Annotated in this window: 29 protein-coding genes and 2 pseudogenes; 16 read left to right on the top strand and 15 right to left on the bottom strand. The window is 65.4% G+C overall.

Going from position 1 to position 23223, the window contains the following annotated elements; genetic code table 11:
- The first annotated feature begins 2 nt into the window (after positions 1-2).
- Together G6N42_RS30735 and G6N42_RS30740 are read left to right on the top strand one after the other, a co-directional pair.
- Entirely contained in the window at positions 3-485 is a 483-nt protein-coding gene (locus G6N42_RS30735) for a hypothetical protein (protein WP_163739038.1), read from the top strand.
- A 265-nt stretch (positions 486-750) separates the two neighbouring features.
- Positions 751-1200, top strand: coding sequence for a hypothetical protein (locus G6N42_RS30740; RefSeq protein ID WP_163739042.1), 450 nt, complete (start codon positions 751-753; stop codon positions 1198-1200).
- 105 nt (positions 1201-1305) lie between these two features.
- Here G6N42_RS30740 and istB read toward each other — a convergent pair whose 3' ends face one another.
- Together istB and istA are read right to left on the bottom strand one after the other, a co-directional pair.
- Positions 1306-2151, bottom strand: a complete 846-nt coding sequence (gene istB, locus G6N42_RS30745; protein WP_163739045.1) for an IS21-like element helper ATPase IstB — start codon at positions 2149-2151, stop codon at positions 1306-1308.
- Positions 2148-3407, bottom strand: coding sequence for an IS21 family transposase (istA, locus tag G6N42_RS30750; protein WP_163739048.1), 1260 nt, complete (start codon positions 3405-3407; stop codon positions 2148-2150). Before istA ends, istB begins: the two co-directional genes overlap by 4 nt.
- A 139-nt stretch (positions 3408-3546) precedes the next feature.
- On the opposite strand from istA, the gene G6N42_RS30755 reads away from it, so the two are divergent.
- The 4 genes from G6N42_RS30755 (at position 3547) to G6N42_RS30770 (ending at position 5933) form a co-directional block, all read left to right on the top strand.
- The gene (locus G6N42_RS30755; protein ID WP_163738625.1) at positions 3547-3858 is read left to right on the top strand and encodes a hypothetical protein; all 312 of its coding nucleotides are present in this window, start codon (positions 3547-3549) and stop codon (positions 3856-3858) included.
- Positions 3859-3931: 73 nt separating this feature from the next.
- Positions 3932-4333: a hypothetical protein gene (locus G6N42_RS30760; protein ID WP_163739050.1), complete on the top strand. Its 402-nt coding sequence runs from the start codon at positions 3932-3934 to the stop codon at positions 4331-4333.
- A gap of 347 nt (positions 4334-4680) precedes the next feature.
- A complete protein-coding gene (locus G6N42_RS30765; RefSeq protein ID WP_163738631.1) occupies positions 4681-5187 on the top strand; it encodes a hypothetical protein in 507 nt (168 codons plus the stop codon).
- Positions 5188-5264: 77 nt separating this feature from the next.
- On the top strand, positions 5265-5933 hold the full coding sequence (locus G6N42_RS30770) for a hypothetical protein (protein WP_163739054.1): 669 nt from the start codon (positions 5265-5267) through the stop codon (positions 5931-5933).
- A 39-nt stretch (positions 5934-5972) separates the two neighbouring features.
- Here G6N42_RS30770 and G6N42_RS30775 read toward each other — a convergent pair whose 3' ends face one another.
- The 3 genes from G6N42_RS30775 to G6N42_RS31440 form a co-directional block, all read right to left on the bottom strand.
- The gene (locus G6N42_RS30775; protein WP_163738637.1) at positions 5973-6980 is read right to left on the bottom strand and encodes an ATP-dependent DNA ligase; all 1008 of its coding nucleotides are present in this window, start codon (positions 6978-6980) and stop codon (positions 5973-5975) included.
- A 33-nt stretch (positions 6981-7013) separates the two neighbouring features.
- A complete protein-coding gene (locus G6N42_RS30780; protein ID WP_163739057.1) occupies positions 7014-7931 on the bottom strand; it encodes an MPT63 family protein in 918 nt (305 codons plus the stop codon).
- A gap of 148 nt (positions 7932-8079) precedes the next feature.
- The gene (locus G6N42_RS31440; RefSeq protein WP_232076817.1) at positions 8080-8541 is read right to left on the bottom strand and encodes a hypothetical protein; all 462 of its coding nucleotides are present in this window, start codon (positions 8539-8541) and stop codon (positions 8080-8082) included.
- 479 nt (positions 8542-9020) lie between these two features.
- Here G6N42_RS31440 and G6N42_RS30795 point away from each other — a divergent pair, with 479 nt between their 5' ends.
- Positions 9021-9566 (top strand): hypothetical protein, encoded by a 546-nt coding sequence (locus G6N42_RS30795; protein WP_163739060.1) that lies wholly within the window; start codon positions 9021-9023, stop codon positions 9564-9566.
- Positions 9567-9683: 117 nt separating this feature from the next.
- Entirely contained in the window at positions 9684-9983 is a 300-nt protein-coding gene (locus tag G6N42_RS30800; protein ID WP_163738640.1) for a hypothetical protein, read from the top strand.
- On the opposite strand, the gene G6N42_RS30805 is transcribed toward G6N42_RS30800, so the two are convergent.
- Together G6N42_RS30805 and G6N42_RS30810 are read right to left on the bottom strand one after the other, a co-directional pair.
- Positions 9964-10221, bottom strand: a complete 258-nt coding sequence (locus G6N42_RS30805) for a helix-turn-helix domain-containing protein (RefSeq protein WP_163739062.1) — start codon at positions 10219-10221, stop codon at positions 9964-9966. The two genes, G6N42_RS30800 and G6N42_RS30805, sit on opposite strands and share 20 nt — an antisense overlap.
- Positions 10222-10282: 61 nt before the next feature.
- Complete coding sequence (locus G6N42_RS30810) at positions 10283-11482, bottom strand: hypothetical protein (protein ID WP_163738642.1); 1200 nt, start codon at positions 11480-11482, stop codon at positions 10283-10285.
- Positions 11483-11584: 102 nt separating this feature from the next.
- Here G6N42_RS30810 and G6N42_RS30815 point away from each other — a divergent pair, with 102 nt between their 5' ends.
- From G6N42_RS30815 to G6N42_RS30830, 3 genes are all read left to right on the top strand, one after another.
- Positions 11585-13165, top strand: a complete 1581-nt coding sequence (locus G6N42_RS30815; RefSeq protein WP_163739065.1) for a ParB/RepB/Spo0J family partition protein — start codon at positions 11585-11587, stop codon at positions 13163-13165.
- Positions 13166-13436: 271 nt separating this feature from the next.
- Positions 13437-13688 (top strand): glutaredoxin-like protein NrdH, encoded by a 252-nt coding sequence (nrdH, locus tag G6N42_RS30820; RefSeq protein WP_163738645.1) that lies wholly within the window; start codon positions 13437-13439, stop codon positions 13686-13688.
- A 329-nt stretch (positions 13689-14017) separates the two neighbouring features.
- Positions 14018-14260 (top strand): hypothetical protein, encoded by a 243-nt coding sequence (locus tag G6N42_RS30830; protein WP_163738652.1) that lies wholly within the window; start codon positions 14018-14020, stop codon positions 14258-14260.
- 115 nt (positions 14261-14375) lie between these two features.
- On the opposite strand, the gene G6N42_RS31530 is transcribed toward G6N42_RS30830, so the two are convergent.
- The gene (locus G6N42_RS31530) at positions 14376-14510 is read right to left on the bottom strand and encodes a hypothetical protein (RefSeq protein ID WP_286201669.1); all 135 of its coding nucleotides are present in this window, start codon (positions 14508-14510) and stop codon (positions 14376-14378) included.
- Between G6N42_RS31530 and G6N42_RS30835 the strand changes: the two genes are divergently transcribed.
- Positions 14500-14811, top strand: coding sequence for a hypothetical protein (locus G6N42_RS30835; RefSeq protein WP_163738655.1), 312 nt, complete (start codon positions 14500-14502; stop codon positions 14809-14811). The genes G6N42_RS31530 and G6N42_RS30835 overlap by 11 nt on opposite strands.
- Before the next feature lie 135 nt (positions 14812-14946).
- Here G6N42_RS30835 and G6N42_RS30840 read toward each other — a convergent pair.
- Both G6N42_RS30840 and G6N42_RS30845 read right to left on the bottom strand, forming a co-directional pair.
- Positions 14947-15449 (bottom strand): annotated as a pseudogene (locus tag G6N42_RS30840) (hypothetical protein).
- Positions 15450-15750: 301 nt separating this feature from the next.
- Complete coding sequence (locus tag G6N42_RS30845) at positions 15751-16248, bottom strand: hypothetical protein (RefSeq protein WP_232076875.1); 498 nt, start codon at positions 16246-16248, stop codon at positions 15751-15753.
- A gap of 1308 nt (positions 16249-17556) precedes the next feature.
- Between G6N42_RS30845 and G6N42_RS31655 the strand changes: the two genes are divergently transcribed.
- From G6N42_RS31655 to G6N42_RS30865, 4 genes are all read left to right on the top strand, one after another.
- Positions 17557-17766, top strand: coding sequence for a tyrosine-type recombinase/integrase (locus G6N42_RS31655; protein WP_350310140.1), 210 nt, complete (start codon positions 17557-17559; stop codon positions 17764-17766).
- Positions 17756-18088 carry a helix-turn-helix domain-containing protein gene (locus G6N42_RS30855; RefSeq protein ID WP_163738663.1) on the top strand — a complete coding sequence of 111 codons (333 nt, stop codon included), beginning with the start codon at positions 17756-17758 and terminating at the stop codon, positions 18086-18088. The genes G6N42_RS31655 and G6N42_RS30855 overlap by 11 nt, the downstream gene beginning before the upstream one ends.
- A gap of 330 nt (positions 18089-18418) precedes the next feature.
- Entirely contained in the window at positions 18419-19546 is a 1128-nt protein-coding gene (locus tag G6N42_RS30860; RefSeq protein WP_232076877.1) for a hypothetical protein, read from the top strand.
- Between the two features lie 129 nt (positions 19547-19675).
- A complete protein-coding gene (locus G6N42_RS30865; RefSeq protein WP_163738666.1) occupies positions 19676-19903 on the top strand; it encodes a hypothetical protein in 228 nt (75 codons plus the stop codon).
- Between the two features lie 46 nt (positions 19904-19949).
- On the opposite strand, the pseudogene G6N42_RS31445 reads toward G6N42_RS30865, so the two are convergent.
- The 5 genes and pseudogenes from G6N42_RS31445 to G6N42_RS31460 form a co-directional block, all read right to left on the bottom strand.
- Positions 19950-20281 (bottom strand): annotated as a pseudogene (locus G6N42_RS31445) (alkylmercury lyase family protein).
- A gap of 165 nt (positions 20282-20446) precedes the next feature.
- Positions 20447-20947, bottom strand: coding sequence for an alkylmercury lyase (locus G6N42_RS31455; protein ID WP_232076879.1), 501 nt, complete (start codon positions 20945-20947; stop codon positions 20447-20449).
- Positions 20944-21318: a MerR family DNA-binding protein gene (locus G6N42_RS30875; RefSeq protein WP_163739067.1), complete on the bottom strand. Its 375-nt coding sequence runs from the start codon at positions 21316-21318 to the stop codon at positions 20944-20946. The genes G6N42_RS31455 and G6N42_RS30875 overlap by 4 nt, the downstream gene beginning before the upstream one ends.
- Positions 21319-21417: 99 nt before the next feature.
- Positions 21418-22218 (bottom strand): arsenite methyltransferase, encoded by an 801-nt coding sequence (gene arsM / locus G6N42_RS30880; protein ID WP_163738676.1) that lies wholly within the window; start codon positions 22216-22218, stop codon positions 21418-21420.
- A gap of 9 nt (positions 22219-22227) precedes the next feature.
- The coding region (locus G6N42_RS31460) for a hypothetical protein (RefSeq protein ID WP_434059637.1) at positions 22228-23223 on the bottom strand (996 nt) is incomplete at its 5' end.

Consider the following 23223-nt stretch of genomic DNA (forward strand, 5'->3'; position numbering starts at 1 on the left):
CCATGACTGTCCCACCGCCAATGGTCCTGGTGGAACTCACATTCTGGGGCTCGCATGAGCCGATCTACTGGCCGGTCGAGCGGTTGACCGAACACTTCGGGTGGTGTCCCGGCGTCGAACCCGACGCTCGGGGCGAATGGCATTACGCGCCACGCTGGTGGCTGTTGTGTCACATGTGGATCGACGAGTTCGGAAAGCCCGCGGCGCGCCGGATTGTCGTCGTCGAGCAGGCGCTACCGCCCAGCGACCTGATCGATCGGCCGTCGCTGGCGGTCGACCCCGAAAGGGTGCGCACCTTCGCGGCCTGGCTTGAACAGCAACGTGATTGGTCATCCCACACGGCATCCTCCGACCTTTCGGAACTACCGGCTGAGATCCGAGATGAGATCGACCGGTTTTACGCCTCTCCAAACCTCTGGGAGATCCCTGCGCGAGGTGCTCTTAATCCGTCACGACCGCAGCTTGACCCCGCTGAGGATTCATGAACTCCGCAATGGATATGAGTAGTTTTCTTCGTGCCCGGGCAGATCACTTCCCGCCCTCCATCGACGCCCGCGGATTTCTCGAATTCGGTGCTCCCCGAATGCATTACGAGAGCCGCGATTCCTGGTCAGGAACGGTGTCGTGCTGTCTTGACTGGCGCGCGGAACTCTCGCTCTCTGCACTCGACGCCGCCGCTGGTGCTCCCGACGTCGTTGTGGGCTCCGTGGACTTCCTGCTCCTGCGCCTGGCTATGAGCCGGCGGCACAGGTGTTGGCGCTCTACGGCGACCAGGCCGAGGCATTCAGTGAGCTTTTCGACGGGGAATGGCTTGCCCCCGACCTCGATGAGAACGACACCCTCACCGCTGGCATGCCGATCAGCGTGGCGCTGCTGGTCCTCGACGCCACCGTAGATGACACGGTGGAAGCTGGCGACCTCCGCGCCTGGGCGGTGTCGCAAGTCGCCTACACGATGCTGCCCACCACCGCAGGGCTCCTGGCGATGTCGTCGTTTGCGCCGCCGGCATCCGAAGGCCGACCCGCACGCCGGCTCGTCTCGACCGACCGCGTCGACCCGGACTGGCCGCGCGTCGGCTGCATCAGCATTCCTGGGCACCCGCAGTTCTTTGGGCAAGCAACCGCGTACACATATCTCGACGACGCGCGGGCCTCGCTGGACATCTGTCGCGAACAGACCATTCGCGTCCCCGTGGTCTGACTCGGTTCCCAATTTGGGTGCCAGGGAAGGATCAACCATCCCGAGTTTCATGCACCCTCGGGGTTCTGCGAGCCGGCTGTCAACGACGGTCGAAAATTGACCCCTTTACGACGGTTGAAAATTGACCCCCTTGGTGTTCATTCTTCGGTGGTCGATCCGGACGCGCCCGAGATCTCGGTCTTTGATGCGGTAGGAGTCTCCTTTCAGGGCGATCACTTCGGCGTGGTGGACGAGGCGGTCGATCATGGCGGCGGCCACGACGTCGTCGCCGAACACTTCACCCCACCGGCCGAACGGTTTGTTGGAGGTGACGATCAACGAGGCTCGCTCGTATCGGGACGACACCAACTGGAAGAACAGGTTGGCGGCCTCGGGCTCGAATGGGATGTAGCCCACTTCATCGACCACGATCAGCGGGTAGCGGCCCAGCCGGACGAGTTCGGGTTGCAGCCGGCCGCTGTGGTGGGCCTCGGCTAGCCGGGCCACCCATTCCGACGCGGTGGCGAACAGCACCCGGTGCCCGGCTTGGCACGCCCGGATCGCAATCCCGATCGCGAGGTGGGTCTTGCCGGTGCCCGGCGGGCCGAGGAAGACGACGTTGTCCTTGGCGATGACGAAGTCCAGGGTCCCCAGGTGGGCGACGAGGTCTCGTTTGAGGCCACGCGCATGATCGAAGTCGAACTCCTCCAATGACTTTCGTGACGGGAATCGAGCCGCCCGGATACGGCCCTCACCGCCGTGAGATTCCCTGGCGGAGACCTCGCGCTGCAGGCACGCCACCAGGAACTCCTCGTGGGTCCAGGACTCGGTGCGAGCCCGCTCGGCCAGCCGGGTGACCGCCTCGCGCATCGTGGGGGCCTTCAGGGCGCGGGTCAGGAAACCGATCTCGGCGGACAGATCGCGATGGCTCGACGAGGTGGCCGCGGTCTTGGTCGTGGTCTTGGTGGTCATGACACCAGCCCGCCGTCGCCCAGATCGATTCCCAACGCTGCGTCGTAGTCACTGAGCAGCCGCTGCTCGACCATCACCTGGTCGGTGGGCTCACCAACCGGGCGCAGAGCGTTGATCCTGTTATGGCGCAGCATGTTCGCCGCCACGCGATGTTCTGGGTCGGTGACGGTCTGATGCCACGCCCAGACCCGTTCGTGATCGGCGACGGTCGTGCCGTCGCAGAACACCCGCACCCAATCCAAATCCGCGGTGACCTCGATGCGGCGCCCGATCACTGCGGGGTGCACGGAGTAGTCATTGGAGTCCAACCGCACGTAATGATCACGCGCCAACCGCGTGGAGTTACGCCAGCCCACCTGCGGCGCCACCGGCGGCAGGGTCAACATCGCCTGGCGGTCCGCGCCGATCCGATCCGTGGGTGCACACCCCAGCACCCGGCGCCGCCGCCCGTTGACCACGTGCAGCCACGCGCCCAGCTGGTGGTTGAAGTCCCCCGGACCGGTGAAGGTGCGGCCGGGCAGAAACGACCGCTCCAAGTAGTCATGGGCCCGTTCGATGATCCCCTTGTGTTCCGGTTCGCGCGGTTTGAGCACCACCACCTTGGTGCCCAGCACCCCGCGGAACCCCTGACAGTCCCCGGTCAACTCGGTGCGACCGGACCGCCACCGCCCGATCGCGCCCTCGCCGTCCCAGACCAGGGTCCGTGGCACCGCGCCCAGGGCGCTGATCAGCTGCCACCACCCGGTGAACAGATCCTCGGCACGCCGCGACGGCAACAGGATCGCGGCAAGCCACCGCGAATAACCCAGCACCATCGTCAGCACCGGCAACTGCGTCGGTGAACGTCTCTGCCCGTACCCGACCGGGATCGTGGTCGGAGGAAACCACAAGTCGCACTGCGCGATGTCACCAGCGTCATAGATCGTGCGCCCCGTCGGGTCCGGCGGCAGATACGCCGGACGCAACTCGCGCACCCGTTCGTTGAACACCGTCATCCCGCGCGTCCACCCGACCCGCTCAGCGATCACCGAGGCCGGCATCGTCGGCACCACGGTGAGTTGAACACGGATCGCGGCATCGAACTCATCCACCGCCGACCCCATCGGCTTGCGCTCGTACTTCGGCGGCCCCTCACTGGCCAACGCCGTGCGCACCGTATTCCGCGAGATCTTCAACGTCCTGGCGATCAGCTTGATCGGTAACGCCTCCGCTCGATGCAATCTGCGGATCTCAGCCCAGTCCTCCACTGACAACAACTCCCTTCTCCTCTCGGCTCACAAGCCGAGACTCAGACGAAGGGGGTCAAAATTCGGGCGTCGACACGGGGTCAGTTTTCAGACGACGCCGACACCGGCCGGCTGGCTGGCGTCGAGTTGATCGTAAGAAGGGGTCACAATGGGATGGGATGCGATTCCTGGAACTGAAACCCGCGCTCGGCCGCGCCTATCGATCACCGCAGCACTCCAGCGTGAATACCCCAACGCCATCGCAATCGACGCGAGTGTGGCCAAGGGGCGCGCTTATCTCGCACTCCGATGCGACGACGGCGAAGTCCGACCCATGTACCTACTGCTTGACCGTGAGGGCTTCAAGCACTTGTTTGATCCAGGTGACGACCCTGTGTACTCCAAGGACTATCCCCTCGACGAGTCTCCTATTCGCTGGCCAAGGAAGGTGGCCCAGGCGCTCACGACCTGGGAATGGTGAGGTGCGCAGCCAGCAGGTGAACATCGACGATCCAGTCGAGTACCGAGAAGTCCGGTAAAGGTCGAAGAAGACGATGGCCCACCGATTTGTGATCCGCCGACTGGGCTCGCTGCCCTGGCCGCCCGGCCTGGGCAAGAACGCGGGCCCGAGCCACCCCTACAAGCAACTGGAGCGCCGGCTACGCGCCCACCTCGGCAGCGACCGCCATTACAGCGCTGCGGCCCACAAACACGCCTATCTGACGGGCGATCCCGAGTATCGACGGATCGTTCTGCACGCGCTCTGTCAGATGCCGTGGGCCGCGGGCCTGCTCGATGACGTCGGGCGGCGACCGCTCTCTCACGGTCAGCGCCGCTGCTCGATCGACCGATCGCCGTCGATTCGCAATGGGACGATTGGGCCCGTCCTCATTGCCTCGCTGTGGGCCTATCGCGCGCCTGGCTGGCAAGCCCGCTTCGGGTCTGCAATCAGATGATTACAGACGGCCGACATCACCTCACTTACTTGCGATCACCGCCCACCCGACCATGAAGTCTTGGTACGCCTAGACACCTAGACCCGTCCGCGGAAGCGCTCGACGACGCCGAGCCTTGGCTGCGCCGCTCCGTCCCTCACGGGCACCGCGAGTGCTACCTCGCTGAGCTCCTCGGAGACGCGCACCGGCGAGCTCTCCGGCGGCGGTGGTCCAATGACCGATCGTGCGTTCGGTTCGAGAGCGCACATATGGCACGCCGCGGTGGAGGGCCGCGCAGAACTCAGCGGCGCGCCCTAAGCGGCGTGTATTTAGGCGTGATTTACGGCGCATCCTGACATCGTTGCGGCATGGTCAACATCAGCCCTAGCCGCATGCGCTCGGTGAGCGAGGCGCGGAACGGGTTCAACTCTCTGATTGCAGATGCCGGCGACGGCTTAACGACTCACGTCGTGAAGGGTTCTGCCGTAGTCGCGCACATCTTTCCGCCAGACGCGCCAGTGCTTGATGATCCACTCCTGAGAATCGCCATGATCTCTGCGCTGGCCGAACAGGAAGCTGCTGCAATCGCCGAATCAGAGTGGTACGAAGGCAAACTCGCTCACGCCGGAGACCCAATGGGCCGCCTGTTGGCCTGGGCGTGGCGCACCGATCCCAAACTGTGCATGCGCGCACTCGCGCATTTCCACAAGGTTCTTCAAAGCGCCGTAGGTCACCCAGTGGGGCTCGGCGCAATATGGGGTGGCGTGAGCACTGCCCTGCGGGTGAGCCTCGACAGTGGCGAAATCGCTGCGGCATTCCGTTACCTGGACCGCCACTATGACGATTACTACTCCCTTCCCCTTAGCGACCTCTAGACCCAACGGCGATCCGTTGCCGCCATAGTGACGAAATATGTTGTTAAGTCGATGTTTTCACGGAGGTGCTTCCCGCGATGACCTATCCGTTCCCGAACCCGAGTGCGGAACTCGGCCAGATAAACTTCCGCTTGTATTACGGCGAGGTCCTGCGGCAAGCGTTGCAAAAAGCTCGCGACGGGGAGCTCGATCACCGGTGGCGCCAGAACACCGCACACAGCAGCGTTCTCGCTGGTCTGGTGACCGGTGCCGACCCGTACGGCGTCCACGCGGCAGTCGTGACGGCAATCAACGAGATGCCTTCAGCGGCCTGGGAACCCGGACACTCTCCGGGATGGCGAGCAGCACTGGACAGTTGGTTTGACGACGCCCGCGCAGCACTTATTGAGCACCGTACGATGTCGCTAGCCCAACATGCCACCTCTGCGAAACTCGGCGCGTCCATGCCGGTAGCCGCACGAGTCGCCACCTCGCCGTCCGTTATCGACGCTATTGCGCTTATCACGCGCAGCGACGCCATGAATGATCAGACTGCCCGACAATCGTTGTCGACATTTATGGTGCAGCGCGACATGCTCACCGCCTCATACATGGCGGCCCTATGCGCTGGCGGCGTGAACTCCGATTGGCGGTCATGGCTCGAAGCCCGCATCAAGAATTGGGACCACAGTATGGCCGCAGAAAACGCCAGAAGGACTATGCGCCAAGACCATTCCTACCTAGAGCGGTTACCGCCTTACTGGTGACCGTGCATGCCCCGGCTGGCAGTGCGAAAGCACGGTGGCTCAGGCCGCAGTCGGCACCCGCGCGCTGGAACTCGCGACATCGCGGAGTCCCTTCCACGACGGGTGACGCAGCCAGCGGCCCGGCGTGTACTCGCGATAGGCGATCTCGCCGACGTATCGCGGAGCCACCCATCGCACGCCAGCGACCGCCGCCGGGTTACTCACCGGCGGGTGCGAAATCTCGATGGGATCGAGTAGCTCAAACAGCCTTCGCCGCTCACGCTGGCTCATCCCGGTGCCGACTTGGCCGACGAGCAGCAGATCGCCGCTGTCGTCGTATCCGGCCACCAGCAGCGTGCCGACACTTCCGCCCGCCGAGCGTGTGTCGATGTGTCCTACGATCGCCAGCTCAGCGGTAGCGCGCACCATCGTTTTCACCCACAGTGGGGATCGGCCGGGTCGGTACGGTGAGTCCAGGTGCTTGGCGACGATGCCTTCCATCGCGTTGGCCGCGCACACTTCGAGCATGTCGGCCGGCGGCACATCCACCCAGTGCCGGGGAACGGTCATGGCCGGCGACTGATCAACGACCATGACCGCATCGAGGATTTCCCGGCGGCGGCCGTAGGGTTCGCCGGTGACATCGACACCATCGATGGCCAGGACATCGAAGGCTAAGAAGCGCGTAGGCATCTCGCGGACCAACTCCGCGCTGGGTCGTCGCTGTTGCGGCCACCGGCGCTGTAGCCGAATGAATGACGGTCGCCCGTCGCTGCCGACCGCGACGATTTCGCCGTCCAAGATGACGCGGCGACCGCCGACCGCGCCGCGGATCCCGGCAAGTTCAGGGAAAGTCCGCGACACCTCCGCGCCATTGTGAGTAAAGACAGCAAGTCCGTCGTCGTCGAGGACCACCAGGCCGCGCTGCCCGTCGTACTTCACTTCAACAGCAAAATCATCCCCGGTGGGCGGGCGGCCCAGGGTAGCCAGCATCGGCACCGGAGCCTGCCGGCGCAGGCCCCTAGTTCTGCCGTTCTCCACCACACCGAGGTTACGCAGGCCCCTCATGTGCCCTAAGGCATCGCCGCGGCTTCTGACACGTCAGGGCACTGGCACAGGCGTCGTCGTGACTGGCGAGACGGGCGCGGCCTCACTCGCGGACGGCGCGGCTGGCGGGACCGTAGCCGGCGACAGAGGTGTGCCAGCGCTGCCAGCGGGCACCGTGGTGGGCACTGCCGGCGCAACAGCCGGTGCTGGCGGCCCAGTCGGCACGGGCGTTCCTGCGGCGGTGCCGGGTGTGGTTGCCGGAGTCGGAGCCACCCCGGGGGTGGTGCCCTCCGCAGGAGGCAACGGAGTCCCCGCGCTACCGGGCAGCGGGGTACCGAAACTAGTTGTTGGCAAGGGACTTTCCGGATTACTCGCGGGTGCCGGTGCGATGGGTGTTTCACCCTCCGGCGATTCCGCCGCTTCAGCGGGTGCCATGTCCTGTGAACGGCCCGGGTTCAAGACCGGGCCGGGGCGATAGGAGGGGGAACTCCCTGCTGGCGGTGCGGCAGGGGTTACCCAGATCGCAAGGTCACGAGCGCCGTCGTTGTAGACCAGGCTGTCAGGCTGAGCGCCCGTGACGTCGAAGTACAGCGTGCCGGTAGTGTGCTGCCCCTGGGCGAGGGTGGCGGGATTGACGCCCTGAGGCGTGGCCGCGCCGAAGAGGACGCGGTAGGTGTCTCCGTTGCGGGCGCGGGCGTTGAAGTTGGACACGATCGGGGTGACCGAACCCGCGATGGCGGTGTCGGTGGCGGTGGCCTCCCACAGCACGCCACGCACTGGGTAGGGGATGACGTCGCTACTAGGCTTGAGATCCTTGACCGTCCACGCTTGCACGACCGGACCGTGAACCAACTCGGCGGACTGCCCCAACGGCACCAGGGTCGGAGATGGGTTGTCCGCGTGTGCGATTGGTGCACTCAAGACGGCACCGGCGACCGCCGCGGTCGTGGCCAATACGGTCGTCAACTTCACGTGGTCGGCTCCTTCTGTCGGCTAAGACGGTAGCGCGTACCGGGCCAAACATACGCCGAGCGTGGCCTCAAGCTATCAGCAGCGCCGCGAGCTCGCGCTGAGCTGGTCCATGGACCGCGCCAGAATTCTCCGCGCATTGTCAAAGTGCTCAGATTGCAATGCCCGGCTCGTTACGCTCGGGCTCGACGTGCTGCCGACGCGCAGAAGCTTCGACAGTCCTGTCGAGCATCCGCCCGTAACCAATCACTTGACGTGCTGCGGCTCGTTCGTCGTCGGAAATGTCGCGATGGCGCGTCGCTTGGCGGGCCTTACTCACTGCCGTCCGAGCCAGCTCGCGCCGGCGTTGTGGATCGGTGTTGTTGCGAGCCTCCACGAGGATCGCTCGAGACTCGCGCAGCAGGCTGCGGGCGGTCAGGGTCATGGCCTCTTGCGTCAGCGCCACTGCCCGTTCGCGATCGGCGCGGCTCACTGCGTTGTCCAAGGCCACTTCTGCGGCGGTGTCGGCGGCCGATCTGGCGTACTCACCCTGCCGGTGCGGGTCGGCTTCGGATAATGCGATCTGCAAGTCGCTTTCGGCGCTCTGCAGACTCGCTGGTCCCGGTGTGGTCATGGCTGGGACGCTACGGAGAGCGCCGCGGCGGAGTCCACCACCAGAGGCACATTCGCGGCCCACCCCATTCTCGGGAAGTGCAGGGCGCGTTTGCATACAGGGCTTTCCTGCAGGAAGCCAAGTCCACCACCAGGCAGCTTCGCGTCCAGAACAGCTCGGCACTCCCGGTCAGCTGAGTCCAGGACCGCCGGCTGAAGGAACTTGCGTCGGCTGTGGCTGTGGCCGGCGTGCGGGTGAGGAGGGCAGCTTGCATGCAGGCCCGTCTCCAGCGGGGGCGCCAGCGCCGCGCCACTCTGTTCAGAGATTCTCCCCCTTTGCTCGACGCGGCGGCGTACCCGGTGGTCGAGAAACGAAAGGCCCTGACACGGAGGGTGTTTGGCGTGAAGTGACACGCATGAAAGGTCATTAAAAGTGTTGCTAGACAGTGCTTTTCACGATAGACTGTTGCTTATAAGCAACATCCACTGAAAGGCAGTCTGATGAAATCTCGTTCCGCCGAAGCCCATGTGACCCCCGCCGCATTGGTGAGCCACACGATCGTCCGAGTACAGGGTGAGCAGAACGGCGACATCGCCGTAAATCACGCCTGCTCCCCCAACGCCCGTCTACGGCTGCAATGGGGTGGACTGCTCATGACGATGCTGTCAGCGCAGGCCGTGCAGGGCGTACTGGAGGGGTTCTGCGCGGCACGATCGGCGATGACGCTCATCCCCCGACAGATCCCGGCGCCCGCCCCGGCGACGGCCGAGCCCTTCGCATTGCCGACCGTGGCCATCGACTGGATGCGCCGACCTGCCTATGCGGTCGTGCCCCGACAGGAGCTGTCGCGGGACCGCGCACGCCAACTCCGCTGGCTCGACCTGCACATGGGACCAGTCACGTTCCAGATCCTCGATCAGGCTGGTGGTATCAGCGCCGTGGAACTGTTGACCACGGCCCATCGCACCGGGGTGCAGGTCTTCCTTGACGGCCCGGACTTCGCCGCAGATCCCCGCGAACGGGACTACGCGCCGCCGAACGGCTAGCAGTTATCCACAGCCGCGCCGAGCCGGGTCTGTTTATCCACAACCGTGGAGGGCAGGCCCGGCTTTTTCAGCCGCTCACAATCGGGCCCAGGACACCGACGCAAGGGAGACAGCACAATGACCGTTCTTTGGTCACTGGCGATGATAATCGACGGCCGCGTCGACACGATCATCGACACCGCAGAGGGCCACGAAAACGCGGTGACGGCCGTCCTGGCCGCCACACTCGACGCCATGCATGACGCGCGGATCGATGAGTTGCCGCAGGCACCGCGCTACGAGCTGCGGGCCGATGGCGACCTGGTGGCACTCATTCGGACGGGCACCGACGAAGCTGGGCGTGCCGACCACGCCGAGGCCGCCGCACTGATACAACGCATCGAGGCGGCGCGCAGCCTCAGTGTGTCGCCTCGCTGAGCGGCTGCGTCTGCAGCAGGACCGCGGGGTCGACGCCAAGGCCGCGGGCCAGATGGACCAGCACCACTACGGTCGGGCTCTTGCGGCCGCCCTCAATGTGATTGAGGTGGGGACGGCCGATGCCCGCACGCTCGGCAAGCTGGGCCTGCGTCAGGCCGGCGGCGGTGCGGTGTTCGCGGATGGCCGCACCGAGTGCGGCGAGGATGAGCGAACCGTCATCGGAGGGTGTCGCCTCCATGCCCATCCCCTTTCCTTGGCGTTGCCCAAAGGCTACACCGGCGGGGTGGACGTGGGTGTACTCAGAACAGCACAGCATCGGTCGTCGCCTCCTGCCACCACGCTTCGAAACCCGGTCGTTGCTTGCTGTCCACTACGGCCGGGCACACGACGAAGAAGTGTTGCAACGCCGGAAGCTGATCGTCCCTCTCACGCAGGACCTGGCGCACGATCCCATCCGCACCGATTTGTCGCTCACCGGCGTGGCTGCCAAGCTCCTCGTCCATCTGCCTGCGCGAGCCACGAGCCACGGCCCGCACCGAGCGCGCAGTGATACCGCGGCCTTGGGCCCGGCTGGAGGACCTGCGGGTGAGCCGGCGGACCTCGTAAACGGCGTGTTCACACTCGTCGAGCATCGCGTCGAAGCGGGCCCGCACCTGGGTCAACCCGGCGGAGGCCACCAAGTCTGCCGCAGAGCTGCCCTCGATGAGGGTTTGGCGTTCGTTGAGGCTGCGCGCGACGTGCTCGAGGAACAGGGCTTGAGCACCCTTCTCTGGTTCGCGGCGCCACCGTTGGACAACGCTGCTTCGCCCGGCTTCGGTGCGCATCGCGAACGGGCAGTATCCGCACGCTGACTTCGACCAGCGGCGCCCAGTGATCTCGGCAATGAAATCGGAGCAGCGTGTTCTATCCCAACCCCAGTCGCGCAGCGGGTACCAGCCGGTGCGGCGGTCGGTGTTGAACAGCGCGTCCTTGACGGCCCGGGCGCCCTCATGACTTTCGAATCCCACGACGTGGCGATAGCGACGTCCGGCCGTCACCGCAGCGATGATGGGATCCAGGCAATTGCCTTTGGCGTGGATGGAACACATGCGCGTGCCGCCGATCTGCGGAACCGTTCCGGCCGAAAGCATTTCGTCTGCCAATGTGTAGGCGGCGCTGTACAAGCGCGTGGGCTCGATGGAGTCCTGCAGGACCGCGACGCCATCCCCGTTTGCGGTGGTCTTGCGCTTCGATCGGCCGACCTGGATGAAACGAACCCGATGACGACGCAATTCGGGAAGCACGACTTCCTCGACGTCGCTGATCGTCTGTTCGAACTCTCCCCCGGTGTCGGCCGTGACGACGATGAGGTCTTGCAGGTCGAAGTCTCGGCTGGACGGGTCGGTAAGCCAGCGGAGCAGGATCGCGGTGGAATCGACGCCCATGCCGTAGCTCATCACCACCGTTGAGCCGCAGTCGGTTTCAGCGAAGCCGGGGAGCTGGTCGAGGCTCACACTCATCGGGAATCGACCCTTCTCATCAAACAAATGTGTTGCCTATAGGCTACATCATGGTGTAGCCTATAGGCAACAGGTTCGACCGACTGAGAAAGGAACCCCCCGATGACCACCATCGCCACCCCCGAGCTTCTTCACCTGCACCCCAACGACATTGAGATCGAAGACAACGTTCGACTGGACCCCCGACTGGATCGCGAGTTCCTCGCCTCCATTGAGGAACACGGAGTCCTCGTCCCCGTGCTTGCGGTGCGGATCGACGGGCAGGACAAGCCCTTCGTGCGCGAGGGACAGCGCCGCATCCAGGCGGCCCGCCAGGTCGGCTTGACCTCAGTGCCGGTGTACGTACGCACCCTCGACGGCACCGACACCGGCGTTCGCGCCCAGCGTGTCATCGAACAGATCGTGGCCAATGATCACCGCGCACCGCTCACCGAAGCCGAGCGCGCTCGGGGTATCAACCAGCTGCTGCTAGACGGGGTGTCGCTCACCAAGGTGGCCAAAGGACTGTCCACCACGAAGGACGCCGTCGCCGCAGCCAAGGTCGCCATCGAGTCCGAGAAGGCCATGAGCGCTCTGGACACCGGGCAGCTCAACCTGGTGGAGGCCACCAGCTTTGTCGAGTTCGACGGCGACGACGCGGCCCAGGCCGAGTTGATCAAGGTGGCCGGCACCGACCAGTTCGACCACCGCGTCGCTCAACTGCGTGCCGAGCGCGAAGACCGACGCCGCTACGAGGAGAAAGCAGCAGGGTTCACAGCGAAGGGCTACACGGTGCTGGATCGCCGCCCAGGCTGGTCCGACAAGGCCTACATCCCGACCAACTACCTGCGGGACGCGGAGGGTAAGACCCTGACCGACGAGACGATCGCCGCGATGGACCCCCAGCACTGGGCAGTCGTCCTCGAAAGCGAAGAAGTGTTCCTCGACGTTGAGACCGGCGAACCGGTAGATGAGCACGACATCGACTTCGAGACCGCCGACGATCCCACCCTGGAACCGGCCGAGGGCTACCGGCACATCCGAACCGTTACCGAGACCACCGCGTGGAGCCCGGAGTACTACTGCTGCAACCCGCGCGGCGCCGGGGTCACCATGCCCGACTGGGCGGCTCGCCAGTACGGCTTCGACGCCGACCGCCTCGCCGATGCCAGCGACCCTGACGGTGCAGCCGACCGCGAGCGGGCTCGCCAGGAAGAGGCCGAGAAGGAACGCGCGGAACGCCGCAAGCTCATTGCCTTGAACAAGCTCGGCGAAGCGGCGGCGATCGTGCGCCGCGAGTGGGTGCGCGACAAGCTGCTGTCCCGCAAGACCGCACCGAAGGGCGCGGCCCTCTACCTCGCTGATGTGATTGTCAACCGGCCCGATTTGTTCAACGACTACCACGGCCAGAAGCTCGCGCCCGAGCTGCTCGGCCTGGCCGATAACGAGACCGCGAAGATGGCCGTCGCCAAGCTGCCGGCCACCGGCGACGGCCGCGCGCTGGTGATCCTGCTCGGAATGGTGCTCGCCACAACTGAGGCCCGGACGGCCAAAGACGCCTGGCGCGCACCCCAAGAGATCACGAAAAAGTATCTGACCTGGCTTTCTGAGGTCTGCGGGTACCCCCTCAGCGACATCGAGCAGGTGATCCTCAGCAAACGCAAAGCCGACACCGTGTACCGACAGGCTTGCAAAGAGGACTAGCGGCCGACGAAGGCCCCGGGAGTAGCTGGGCTCCCGGGGCCTTTCGTCCGTTCGGGTAAAGAACAAACGCCAATAATAGAGAATTGCAAGAATGGTTCCTAGTGCGAAAACAGAAGGGGTCCTAGTGCCATTAATAGCGTTCGCCAATAAGGTCTAGTCACCGCCGAAAGTGGGCGCTCTAGTATGCTCTATGCGTTGCCGAATTAACGTTCAGCAATTAGAATCGAAGCTACAGAAAGAACCCGCAATACCGACGATTAAGGAGCGCGAAATGAGCACCACCGCCACGGTCACCGTCTACACCAAGCCCGCCTGCGTCCAATGCAACGCCACTTACAAGGCGCTCGGCAAGCGGGGCATCGCCTACGACGTCGTGGACATCAGCACCGACCCCGAAGCCCGTGACTTCGTGATGGCCCTCGGCTACCTCCAGGCCCCCGTGGTGGTGGCCGGCGACGACCACTGGTCAGGTTTCCGGCCCGATCGGATCAGGGCCCTCGCCCACGCCACCGCCGCCGCATAAGACCCCGCCACAGAGCCGACAGGAGCCACCCATGTACACGTTGACCATCGACGAGCACGGCCGCGACGTAAGCACGCAGCACGACACCCCAGAAGCCGCCCAGGCCGCCCTGCACGCGTACCTGGTGATCTCGGACTACTACCACCGACCCACTCAGCTCAGCGCCACTCACACGGCGTTCGAGCTCTCTCCCTCGCCGAGGCACGGCCCCGCGTCGTCGGCGTGGCCACCATTGAGCCCTACTCCGAACTCGACGCCCGCCGCGACCTCAAGACCGTCTTCGCCGCCGCCAGCCCCATCCACGCACTCGCGTCTTAAGGACCCCCGGAATGACAACCGTCTTCCTCGCCAACGTTCGGACCGCCGTGGAGGCGACGGCCATCGCCGAGACCGCCGACAACGCCGCCAGACTCGCATGCGAGAAGGCCATGGAGTACTTGCAGAGCGTGCATGGAGATTTGGGATACGACGACCCCATGCTGGTCGGGCAATACTTCGGAGTAGACGTGCTGGCGTTCGAGGTTGGCGGCCCGGCACAGTTCACGCGCCGCTCCACGCTGCTGGCGCCCTAACCCACCGACGTCCGCATGGCCTACTACCTCCTCAGGGTCGACGAGCTGCCCTAACCCCCACGGCATGGGAGTGCGATGGCCAGAGATGGGCGGGCCATCCAACTGCCCGATGGAGCTAGCACAGCTGAAGGCAGTCCTGGGCACCGATCCCGGGCAGGACGGCTACCGCGAGCTGTTCGGCGACCCCGCCATGGTTGGCCGCCGCCAGAGCTGTCACGTACACGAGGGCGTGGACCATCGTGCTGGCCACGGTCCAGAACTTCCTTGCGCCCTTCCCGGCAACGGCCGATCCCGTCGTCATCGAACACGCGAGTCTCGACGATCCACGCATCGCCGGCCTAGCCGATGCTGATCGTCGCCTGGCGCGCTCACTCGTCCACGCGCGAGAACACATCAAGTACGTCGTCAAACGATCCGGCTCGGCCGTGCTGGACAGCGGGCAGCACCGCAACTGCTGGGCGCGCACAGCCGAAGTCGCTGCGATGCCCGTGTGGTTCGACGCCGCCACTGCGGCACCGCCGCGCGACGCGGTGCTCCTGCAGCGAGGCTAAGCGCCGACGCGCGACATCACCGCCGCACACCCCCTCCAGCCCTCCAGCCCGGCGCTGCGACACCGTGCCCCACACCACCCAGCTCGGCACACCCGGCGACATGTTTCACCGGACCTCGACGAGCTCTGGCCGACCTCACCACAGCGTGGCTTGGTCGCCCAGCAGGGCCGCCTGCACCGCAGCGGCATCCCAACCGTGGCGCACCGCTTCGCGCAGCGCCACCGAGCGTTGCCTACGAACGCCGCGACTATCGAAGCGTCGCACCGCATATCGGCCGCCGCCACGCGCATCCGCGCCATGCGTTCCATGTTGTCGCCCTGCGACCCCGACACGACGTGCTGGCGGGGATCTGTCACCGCCGCGACCTTGACGCACACTGGGTTGTCGCACTCGTGGAGCCCAAGCACCCCAGCGGCCACCACACCGGACACGATGGCCAACGCGTAACGGTGCGGACGAACGCACAGACCCGAGCCCGCTCGAGTGAGGTAAAAGCGACCGTAGCCATCGGCGCCGATCGCCCCGGTCCAAATGTTGCAGTCCGAAGCCGTTGGCCCACAGACGACATGGCTGTGAAAGCGCGCGATCTCAGCAGCGTGCACACGCCGATCAACGATCAGCTTCCCTGCGCTTCTCATGGCCGATGAACCTAGCCGTCGACACCGACATTCAGGCGTCGACCGCGGCCCGCTCCCCGGTGCTGTGAACGCACTCCCGAGCCGCACCGCTGTGCGGTCATGCAACCGCCGCATACCGAGCGACCGGAGCCGCGATGCCCAGATACCCTGCGACGCAATCAACGAACGCCTCTCGCCGCATGATGCGCAACCGGCTAGCGCGGCCGCGGCGCGGCCGGCGGAGCGGCCGGTCGACATCACGCCAGGCGCACGGGCCGACCGGCGCCACCGGGCGCGCTCCCCGTGCACCGTCGACCTCGCCTCACCACGGCGCAACGCCCGCACCATTCACGCCGAGACGGCATCGGCCGGCGGCTCGCCGGAGTAGGGGCCAGCAGCCTTCAACGGCCCGCCATCCACACCACCCCCGCCTAGTGCATGCGAACCGCCCCCGGCCGAGGGTTCTCGGGTTTCGGGCATGCCGCGCCATGGTGCGAACAACTCCGATCCCCACGTCTGTCCGCGCGGCGATCGTCGTCAGCGTCTCACCGCGGCCCTGCATGCGTGCGATCGCCGCGCCGGCTTTGGCCCGATGGACAGCCACCCGCTTCGCGGCTTCCGCGTCGACCTGCGCGCGCAGCTGAGCCAGGCGCTCCTTCTTCCAGGACTCGACCTCGGCGATCTTGCCGACCGCCACGAGAAAGTCCGCGGCGTCGTCGATGTTCGCCTTGTCCCGCGCGGCGCGAGCCTCGTTGGCGCGCCGGGTCGCCTCATGCGCCCGCTTCCGGGCCTCAACCTTCGATATCCGTGGTGCTGTCATGGTCGGGACCCTAAGAGCCGACAGGCCGACCGGGCCACCACCACAGCCACATTCGTCATCCCTCAATTTTTTTCCGTCGCTCCTGCCGCACTACCGCCGCTACCCTCACCACACCGCCGCCCGCTCCTCTCGCCACCACCGCACAGCCCCCTCCACCTCTCTGCCTTGACCCCCCCCTTCCACAGCCCACCGACAGACCACACACCTCTTGCACTCAGGAAAAGACTGCCGCGAATCAACTCAGAGTGGACGGAGCCTGGTGGTGCATCGGGGTGGGTTCCTCGTGGGCACTTTAGTCACGTTTCCGTTTGGCCTGGTGAATCAATAGCGTCGGGGACGTGGTAACTTTCCGTTGTCAATGTCCACTTTAAGTTTACGTCCGCAGTGGAGGTCGGGTGAGTGTTCCGGGTTCGGCTCACTTGGTTCTGGCGCCTGGTGTGGTGCATCTGAATGAGCCGGCGGCGGTGTTCGAGGCGATGCTTTCAGGATGGGGGCGCCAACAGAAGTCGAGACTGCTGGCTGACGCCACGATCGAACCGCGGATCGCCTTGCTGCGAAGGTTCACTGCGTTCGCCGAATCGCTGCCCTGGGACTGGACGGCCGGTGACGTCGAGGACTTCACTGCCAGTTTGATGTCCGGCACCGATCGTCTAGCGCCGTCCACGATCCGCGGCTATCACCTGACGTTGCGGATGTTCTGCGACTACCTTCTCGACGGCCGCTACGGCTGGACCTCCCAGTGCGAGCAACGGTTCGGCAGGATCCCGTCGCAGATCTGTCACGACTACAACACCGCCGCGCATCTGGTCGAGTACGAGGGCAAGCCAGCCCGGCGACCGTTCTCCTACGACGAGGTGGAAACCTTGTTCGGCTTTCTCGATGACCGCGTCGAGACGGTCGCGCGGTCGGGTCGCAAGGGCGCGTTAGCGGCGCTGCGAGACGCACAGATGATCAAGACGGCCTACGCATTCGGGTTACGCCGCCGGGAACTGTGCTTCCTGGACGTCGTCGATCTGCGTCCGAACCCGCGGATGCCGGCGTGGGGAACGTTCGGTGCCGTCCACGTCCGTTACGCGAAGTCCAGCCGCGGCAGCAACCCGCGGCGTCGCACCGTGTTGGCCGTCCCGGAGTTCGACTGGGTGATCGACGGACTGCGCCAGTGGGTCGAGCAGGCCCGGCCGCTGTTGAGTCCCGGACCGCGTGAGGAGCTGTGGCTGACCGAACGCCAGCAGCGGGTGTCAACGAAGACGATGGACAAGCGGTTCGCGTTCTTGCGGGGGGCAGGCCGGTCTGCCGAAAGACCTCACCTTGCACTGCCTGCGGCACTCCTATGTCACCCACCTGATCGAGTTCGGCTACCCGGAACGGTTCGTCACCGAACAGGTCGGGCACTCCTATGCCTCGACCACTGCGATCTACACCTCGGTGTCGAACGATTTCAAGACCAAGACCCTGCAGGCGGCGCTTCGTCGCGTCTACGGATCCACGACGACAACCGGGAGCCGGAATGAGCACTAGAACGGTAATCCGTTGGAACCTGCGCCAACTGATGGCGGAGAACGGCATGTTCGCGACCACCGACCTGGTCGAGCCGCTGCACGAGCGTGGCGTGGAGATCTCCCGACAGATGGTTCACCGGGTTGCGACGAAACCGCCGCAACGGATCAATCTCGACTTGCTGGCGGCCCTCTGCGACATCTTGGCGTGCACGCCCAACGATCTACTCGAGCTCGCCCAGGAACAGATCCGCGAGGCGCCCGCGGTCAACGACAGCGGACCCGGGATTGGCGACCTGCGGCCGATCCGCGCCAAGATCCGCCGCCCCGGCGACAGTAGGTGAATCACTGCGTCTGCTGGGAGTGCGGAAGCACCAACGGCTTGAGTCGACTCGCGCATGGGCGGAGGATCTGCATCGGCTGTCGCCGGCGACGGCACTACCACCCGAAGCCTGCCCGCAGTGTGCCGTCGTGCGGCCGCTGGCATGGCTGCGCGGCGAGATCGTCGTCTGCGCGTCGTGTGCCGGTGTCGAGTCGATCTTCGCGTGCCGTGACTGCGGCCGCGAGGAACACCGTACGGCGACAGTCGGTGCGCTCGCTGCTTCCTGCGCGAACGGCTCACCGACCTGCTAACCGACCCAGCGACCGGTCAAATCCATCGCCGGTTGCGTCCGGTGTTCGACGAATTGGTGAACTCCGAACGCCCGCAGACCGGACTGTGGTGGCTGCGCAAGAAACCCGGTATCGGTCCGCAACTGCTAGGCCAAATGGCGTGCGGCGCGCTCGAGATCAGCCACGACACCTTCCGCGCCCTGCCCTCGGATCGATCCCACGACTACCTGCGCAGCCTGCTCGTCGCGGTCGGCGTCCTGGATCAGATCGAGATCCGAATCGAAAGGATGCTGCCCTGGATCGAGAACGTCGTAGCCCAACTGCCCTTCGAGGACGCCGCCCTGATTCGCCGGTTCGCTCACTGGCATGTGCTGCGGCAGATGCGCAAAGCCGCCCGCGAAGACCGATTGACCAAAACCATGGCCGACGCGTGTCGCCGACGTATCCGCGTCGCTATCGAGTTAGTGGCCTTCCTCGCCGCTCACGACGCCAGTGCGGCCACCGCGACCCGGGATCTGTTGGAGCGCTACCAGGCGCACGTCGGCAGGACACTTGGCCACGAATACGCCTTCGTGGTCTGGCTGCGCGACTCCCGGATCAACACTAAGCTGACCGTTCCCGATGTCCCGCGGCCGCCGCCGGCAGTGACTGTGTCCGATGCGCAGCGCTGGGCGGCCGTCGAGCGTCTGTTGCACGACTCGACCTTGCGCCGCTACACCCGCATTGGCGGTCTGCTCACTCTGCTTTTCGCTCAATCCCTTTCGCGCATTGTGGCGATGCGAACGAGTCAGGTCACCATCACCGATGACCGGGCCGTGCACGTCACCTTCAGCTCGATTCCAATTCAGATGCCTCCCGTCCTCGACGATCTGATTCGCGAACACCTCGAGCACCGAGGCAAGAGCCTCTACGCCTCCCGCGAGACCGGATGGCTGTTTCCTGGCGGTAACCCCGGCCGCCACCTTGCCACCGAAAACATCCGGTCCCAGCTCGTCGCCATCGGCATCAAACCCTACGAGAACCGCAAAGCCACTCTCTTCCAACTCGCCGGCGACATGCCCGCACCCGTCCTGGCCGAGCTCATCGGGATCACCAACAACAACGCCGCCGCCTGGGCCACACTCGCCGCCCGCGACTGGACCGAATACATCGCCGAACGAGCCCAACTTCCTTCTACCCGTAGGCGGTGACGGTGGTGCACGCCTTCGGTTTTGATTCGGTTCAGGGTTGCTTGGATGCCTCGGGGCGGAGTTGTAACCTTCGGTGTCGGGACCGCCGCTACGATCCCGACGTCGGACCGCGTGGGCAGGAGAAGCACGATGGCAGGGTTCAAGATGGATCCGAACTTCGAGAAGAACGTCACCAAGCAAGTCGCGAAGAATATGCAGAGCGACATCGATGCGGTCTTCCGGCAGCACAAGGGCCAATCGGTCGACGCTGTGAAGCGGGCGCTGCAGAGGAAGCTCGGCACCGCCCTCGTAGAACCTGCCCTCACCACCGTGGCCGAATCGATCAGCCGAGGCGAAAAGGTCACGCTGAAGCTCTAGCGCCTGGTTGGCGTTGGCCCGTACTCCGATGCGGTTTCATGTGTCGTCAGCTGTTGAGCAAGCCGCGGAAGATGGTTTGGCCGAGACGCGCGGCCTCGGAGAGTCCCAGAATTCCGCCCACCACGTGGGGATTCAGATCCGCCCACGCGTGGGTGGATGGGCGATCGGTGAAGAAGTTGAGGTAGTCGCAGCAGGTGTCGGCCGAGGGGCCCGTTCCGGATCGGACGCCGACGAAGACCACTGCGGTGCTGGGCTGCCCGATCGGCTCGCCGCGCTCGACAGTGATCGTGATGGGATTGCCGTTAACGGGGTCCGGGACTCGATCACCGTGTCGGTGTCGAGCATGAAGGCGATCCCGAGAGCGTCGACCGCGCACATCGAATATGCCTCGCCGCCATGGGCGAGGCGGACCCGGTGGCGAGTCGGAACAGCGGAGAACGGGTAGGCGACCTCGATGAGTCCACTGGTGCCGAGCCGGATCACGTCCGAGGCATGTAGTCGAGTCAAAATCTCCTCCACTGGTGACTCGAAGGCGATGCTGCGCTAGCGAGTTCGGCCATCGAGGGCAGCGCCGTGCTTGGCGAAGGCTCGCAGAATGCACTGATGCACGGCGGTCTCGCCAGGATCGCTGGGCGCGGCTCGAAACCGCGCTGAACCCAACGAGGCGGCCGCCGAATCGGCCCCGGCAGCCGGGGCGCAGCAGGCATCTGCGGTGTGATCGGCATCGTCGCCGGCTCGGGCAGTAAGGCCGAGTGCGTCTCGCAGGGCAGCCACTGACGGCGCACCGGCTACGGCGCCGCGCTCGTCGCGGTAGAGCCTGCACGACAGACTGGGTGGTTCGCCGGCCACAGCGAACGGATCACAACCGTCCACTAGCAGCGTCGGCGAGCCCACCATTCCAGCCGCGGTAGCGTCCTGCGGGTCATCGATCACCCGGTGGACCAGCGTCACCTCGGTGGTCTCCCCGGCAAGTGCCTGTTCGAGCCGGCGCTGCAGCACCGCAACATTCGGGCAGTCGGGAACCTGCAGAATCTCCAGTCTCATTGGTGCCCTTCTTCGTTGGTGTGCAATGACGACAGCATCGGGCAGCGCCGGTCGCGACGGGGAAACTCGCAGGTCGACACCAATTCAGCGAGGGAATCCCTCACGCGGTTGAGGTCGAGGATGCGTTGCGCGAGTTCCTCCATCTTGACCTCGGCAAGGATCCGTACCTGGTCGCAGTCGTCGGGACCGCCGTTGGCCAGGTGGAGCAGCTCATCGATCTCATCGAGACTGAATCCCAGCTCTTGGGTGCGCTTGACGAACCGCACCACCTCGACAGCACTGTCGGGATACGCCCGGTAGCGCCCTACCGATCGAGGTGGTTCGTCCAGCAAGCCGCGCCGCTCGTAGTAGCGCAGCGTCTCGGCGTTCACCCGGCCAGTGCGGCAACCTCACCACGTCGCATACACCCATTCTCAACCCTGTACCTGGGTACGGAGTCAAGGTACTTCAGCGCCGCTGCGGCTCGACCGCTACTGCGGTTTGGTCGCTCGGATGATGGTGGAGTGCAGCCCCTCGGTGACGGTGTGGCTGCGGGTGAGGGTGATCTCGGTGAATCCCGCATCAGCAAGATCGCTGGTGTATTCAGCGGCGGTCAGCGCGCCTGCGATGCAGTCGGCGTGGGTGCCCAGGCGGGCGCGGTCCTCGGTGGTGAGGTGATCGTCGGCGACCAGGTCGCTGATGCCGATGCGGCCGCCGGGTGTCAGGACGCGGTAGATCTCGCCGAATACGGCGGGTTTGTCCGGGGAGAGGTTGACGACGCAGTTGGAGATGACGACGTCGATGCTGGCGTCGGGCAGCGGGATCGCTTCCATATGGCCTTTGACGAATTCGACGTTGGTGGCACCGGCAGCCGCGGCGTTGGCCCGGGCGAGGTCGAGCATCTCGTCGGTCATGTCCAGGCCGTAGGCGCGGCCGGTGGGCCCGACCCGGCGGGCCGACAGCAGCACGTCGATGCCGCCGCCAGAACCCAGATCGAGCACGGTCTGGCCCTCGTGGAGTTCGGCGACGGCGGTGGGGTTGCCGCAGCCCAGGCTGGCCAGCACCGCGTCGACGGGCAGTTGGTCCAGGTCGATGGTGTCGTATTGGCTTGCGCCCAGGCCGGACTCGTTCGGGGCGATCACCGAAGCGTTGAGGTGGCTATCGCTGCCGATGGTGCTGGTGGTGCCGCAGCACGCACCGGTGTTCTTGTTGATGACGGCCAGCGCGGCAGCTGCGTACTGGGCGCGGACCTGGTCGAGGATGCTGTCGGCGGCTGGGGTGTGATCGGTCATGTGTAGTCCTTACTTCTGGGCCGTTGTCGGTGTGGAGTGTCGGAGCAGCGCGCGGGTGATGAGGGGAAGGCCGATTGCGGCGGGAAGGATCCAGAAAGTGCTGCGCGGCAGCAGGTTCCACACCGGCAGTTTGGGCCCGTTATCGACATAGAAGGTGGTCAGCAGCGCGATGTAGGCGATGCCCATGGCAGCGATGTGGTGGCGTATCCAGCCATGCCAGCGGATCCGGCGTGCGGTGAAACCGGTCGCGGCGGCGAGCAGGGCGATGCTGCCGGGGATGAGCAGGTAGGCGGTGTGGGGACGCGCGGCCACGATCCCCAACGCGGTGGCGAACACGATCCCGATGGCCACCAAAAACACGTGTCCGCTGCGGGGGTGCCGACCAGCCTGCTTGGGGGCCAACATGGCGGTCAGGCCGGCGATGACCGCGGTAAGGCCCGCTGCGATGTGGATTGCGATCACCGCGGTCAGCATCGCGGCGCGTCCTTCGGGCCGGATCGGGTTGTGGTGGTGAGGAATTCGCGAATCAGGCTGGCGATGTGATCTGGCTGTTCCTCCATCAGCAGATGCCCGGTTGCGGGCAGCGTTTCCACCCGCGTGGTGCCGGGGATGTCGGCGGCCAGGCGCCGCGCGAACGGGCGGGAAATGGACGTCGCCTTCGCCCCACAGGATCAGCGTCGGGACCTCGATCTTGTGTAGTGCGTCGGCGAGGTGGTGGGTGTGGGCTTGATTGGCGGGGTCGAGTTGGGTGGCGAGAAATCGTCGGGTCTTGGCCCGCTTGTGGGCGGTGGCGAGGTTGGCGGCGATGTAGCCGTCCACGAGGTCATGGTCAGCACGGAGCGGTCGTAGACGGCTTTGCCCTCCCAGTGCCCACCGAAACAGTGGCCGCCGCGACCAGGCCCATAACACCAACGGCCCGATCACCGGCAGTTGGGTAACACGAATGAACGGCAACTCCTCGGCGGAGGGCCAGTTGTCGTAGGCCTCGGCGTCGGCCAACACCAG

Source organism: Mycobacterium gallinarum (genome assembly GCF_010726765.1).
Classification (GTDB): Bacteria; Actinomycetota; Actinomycetes; order Mycobacteriales; family Mycobacteriaceae; genus Mycobacterium; species Mycobacterium gallinarum.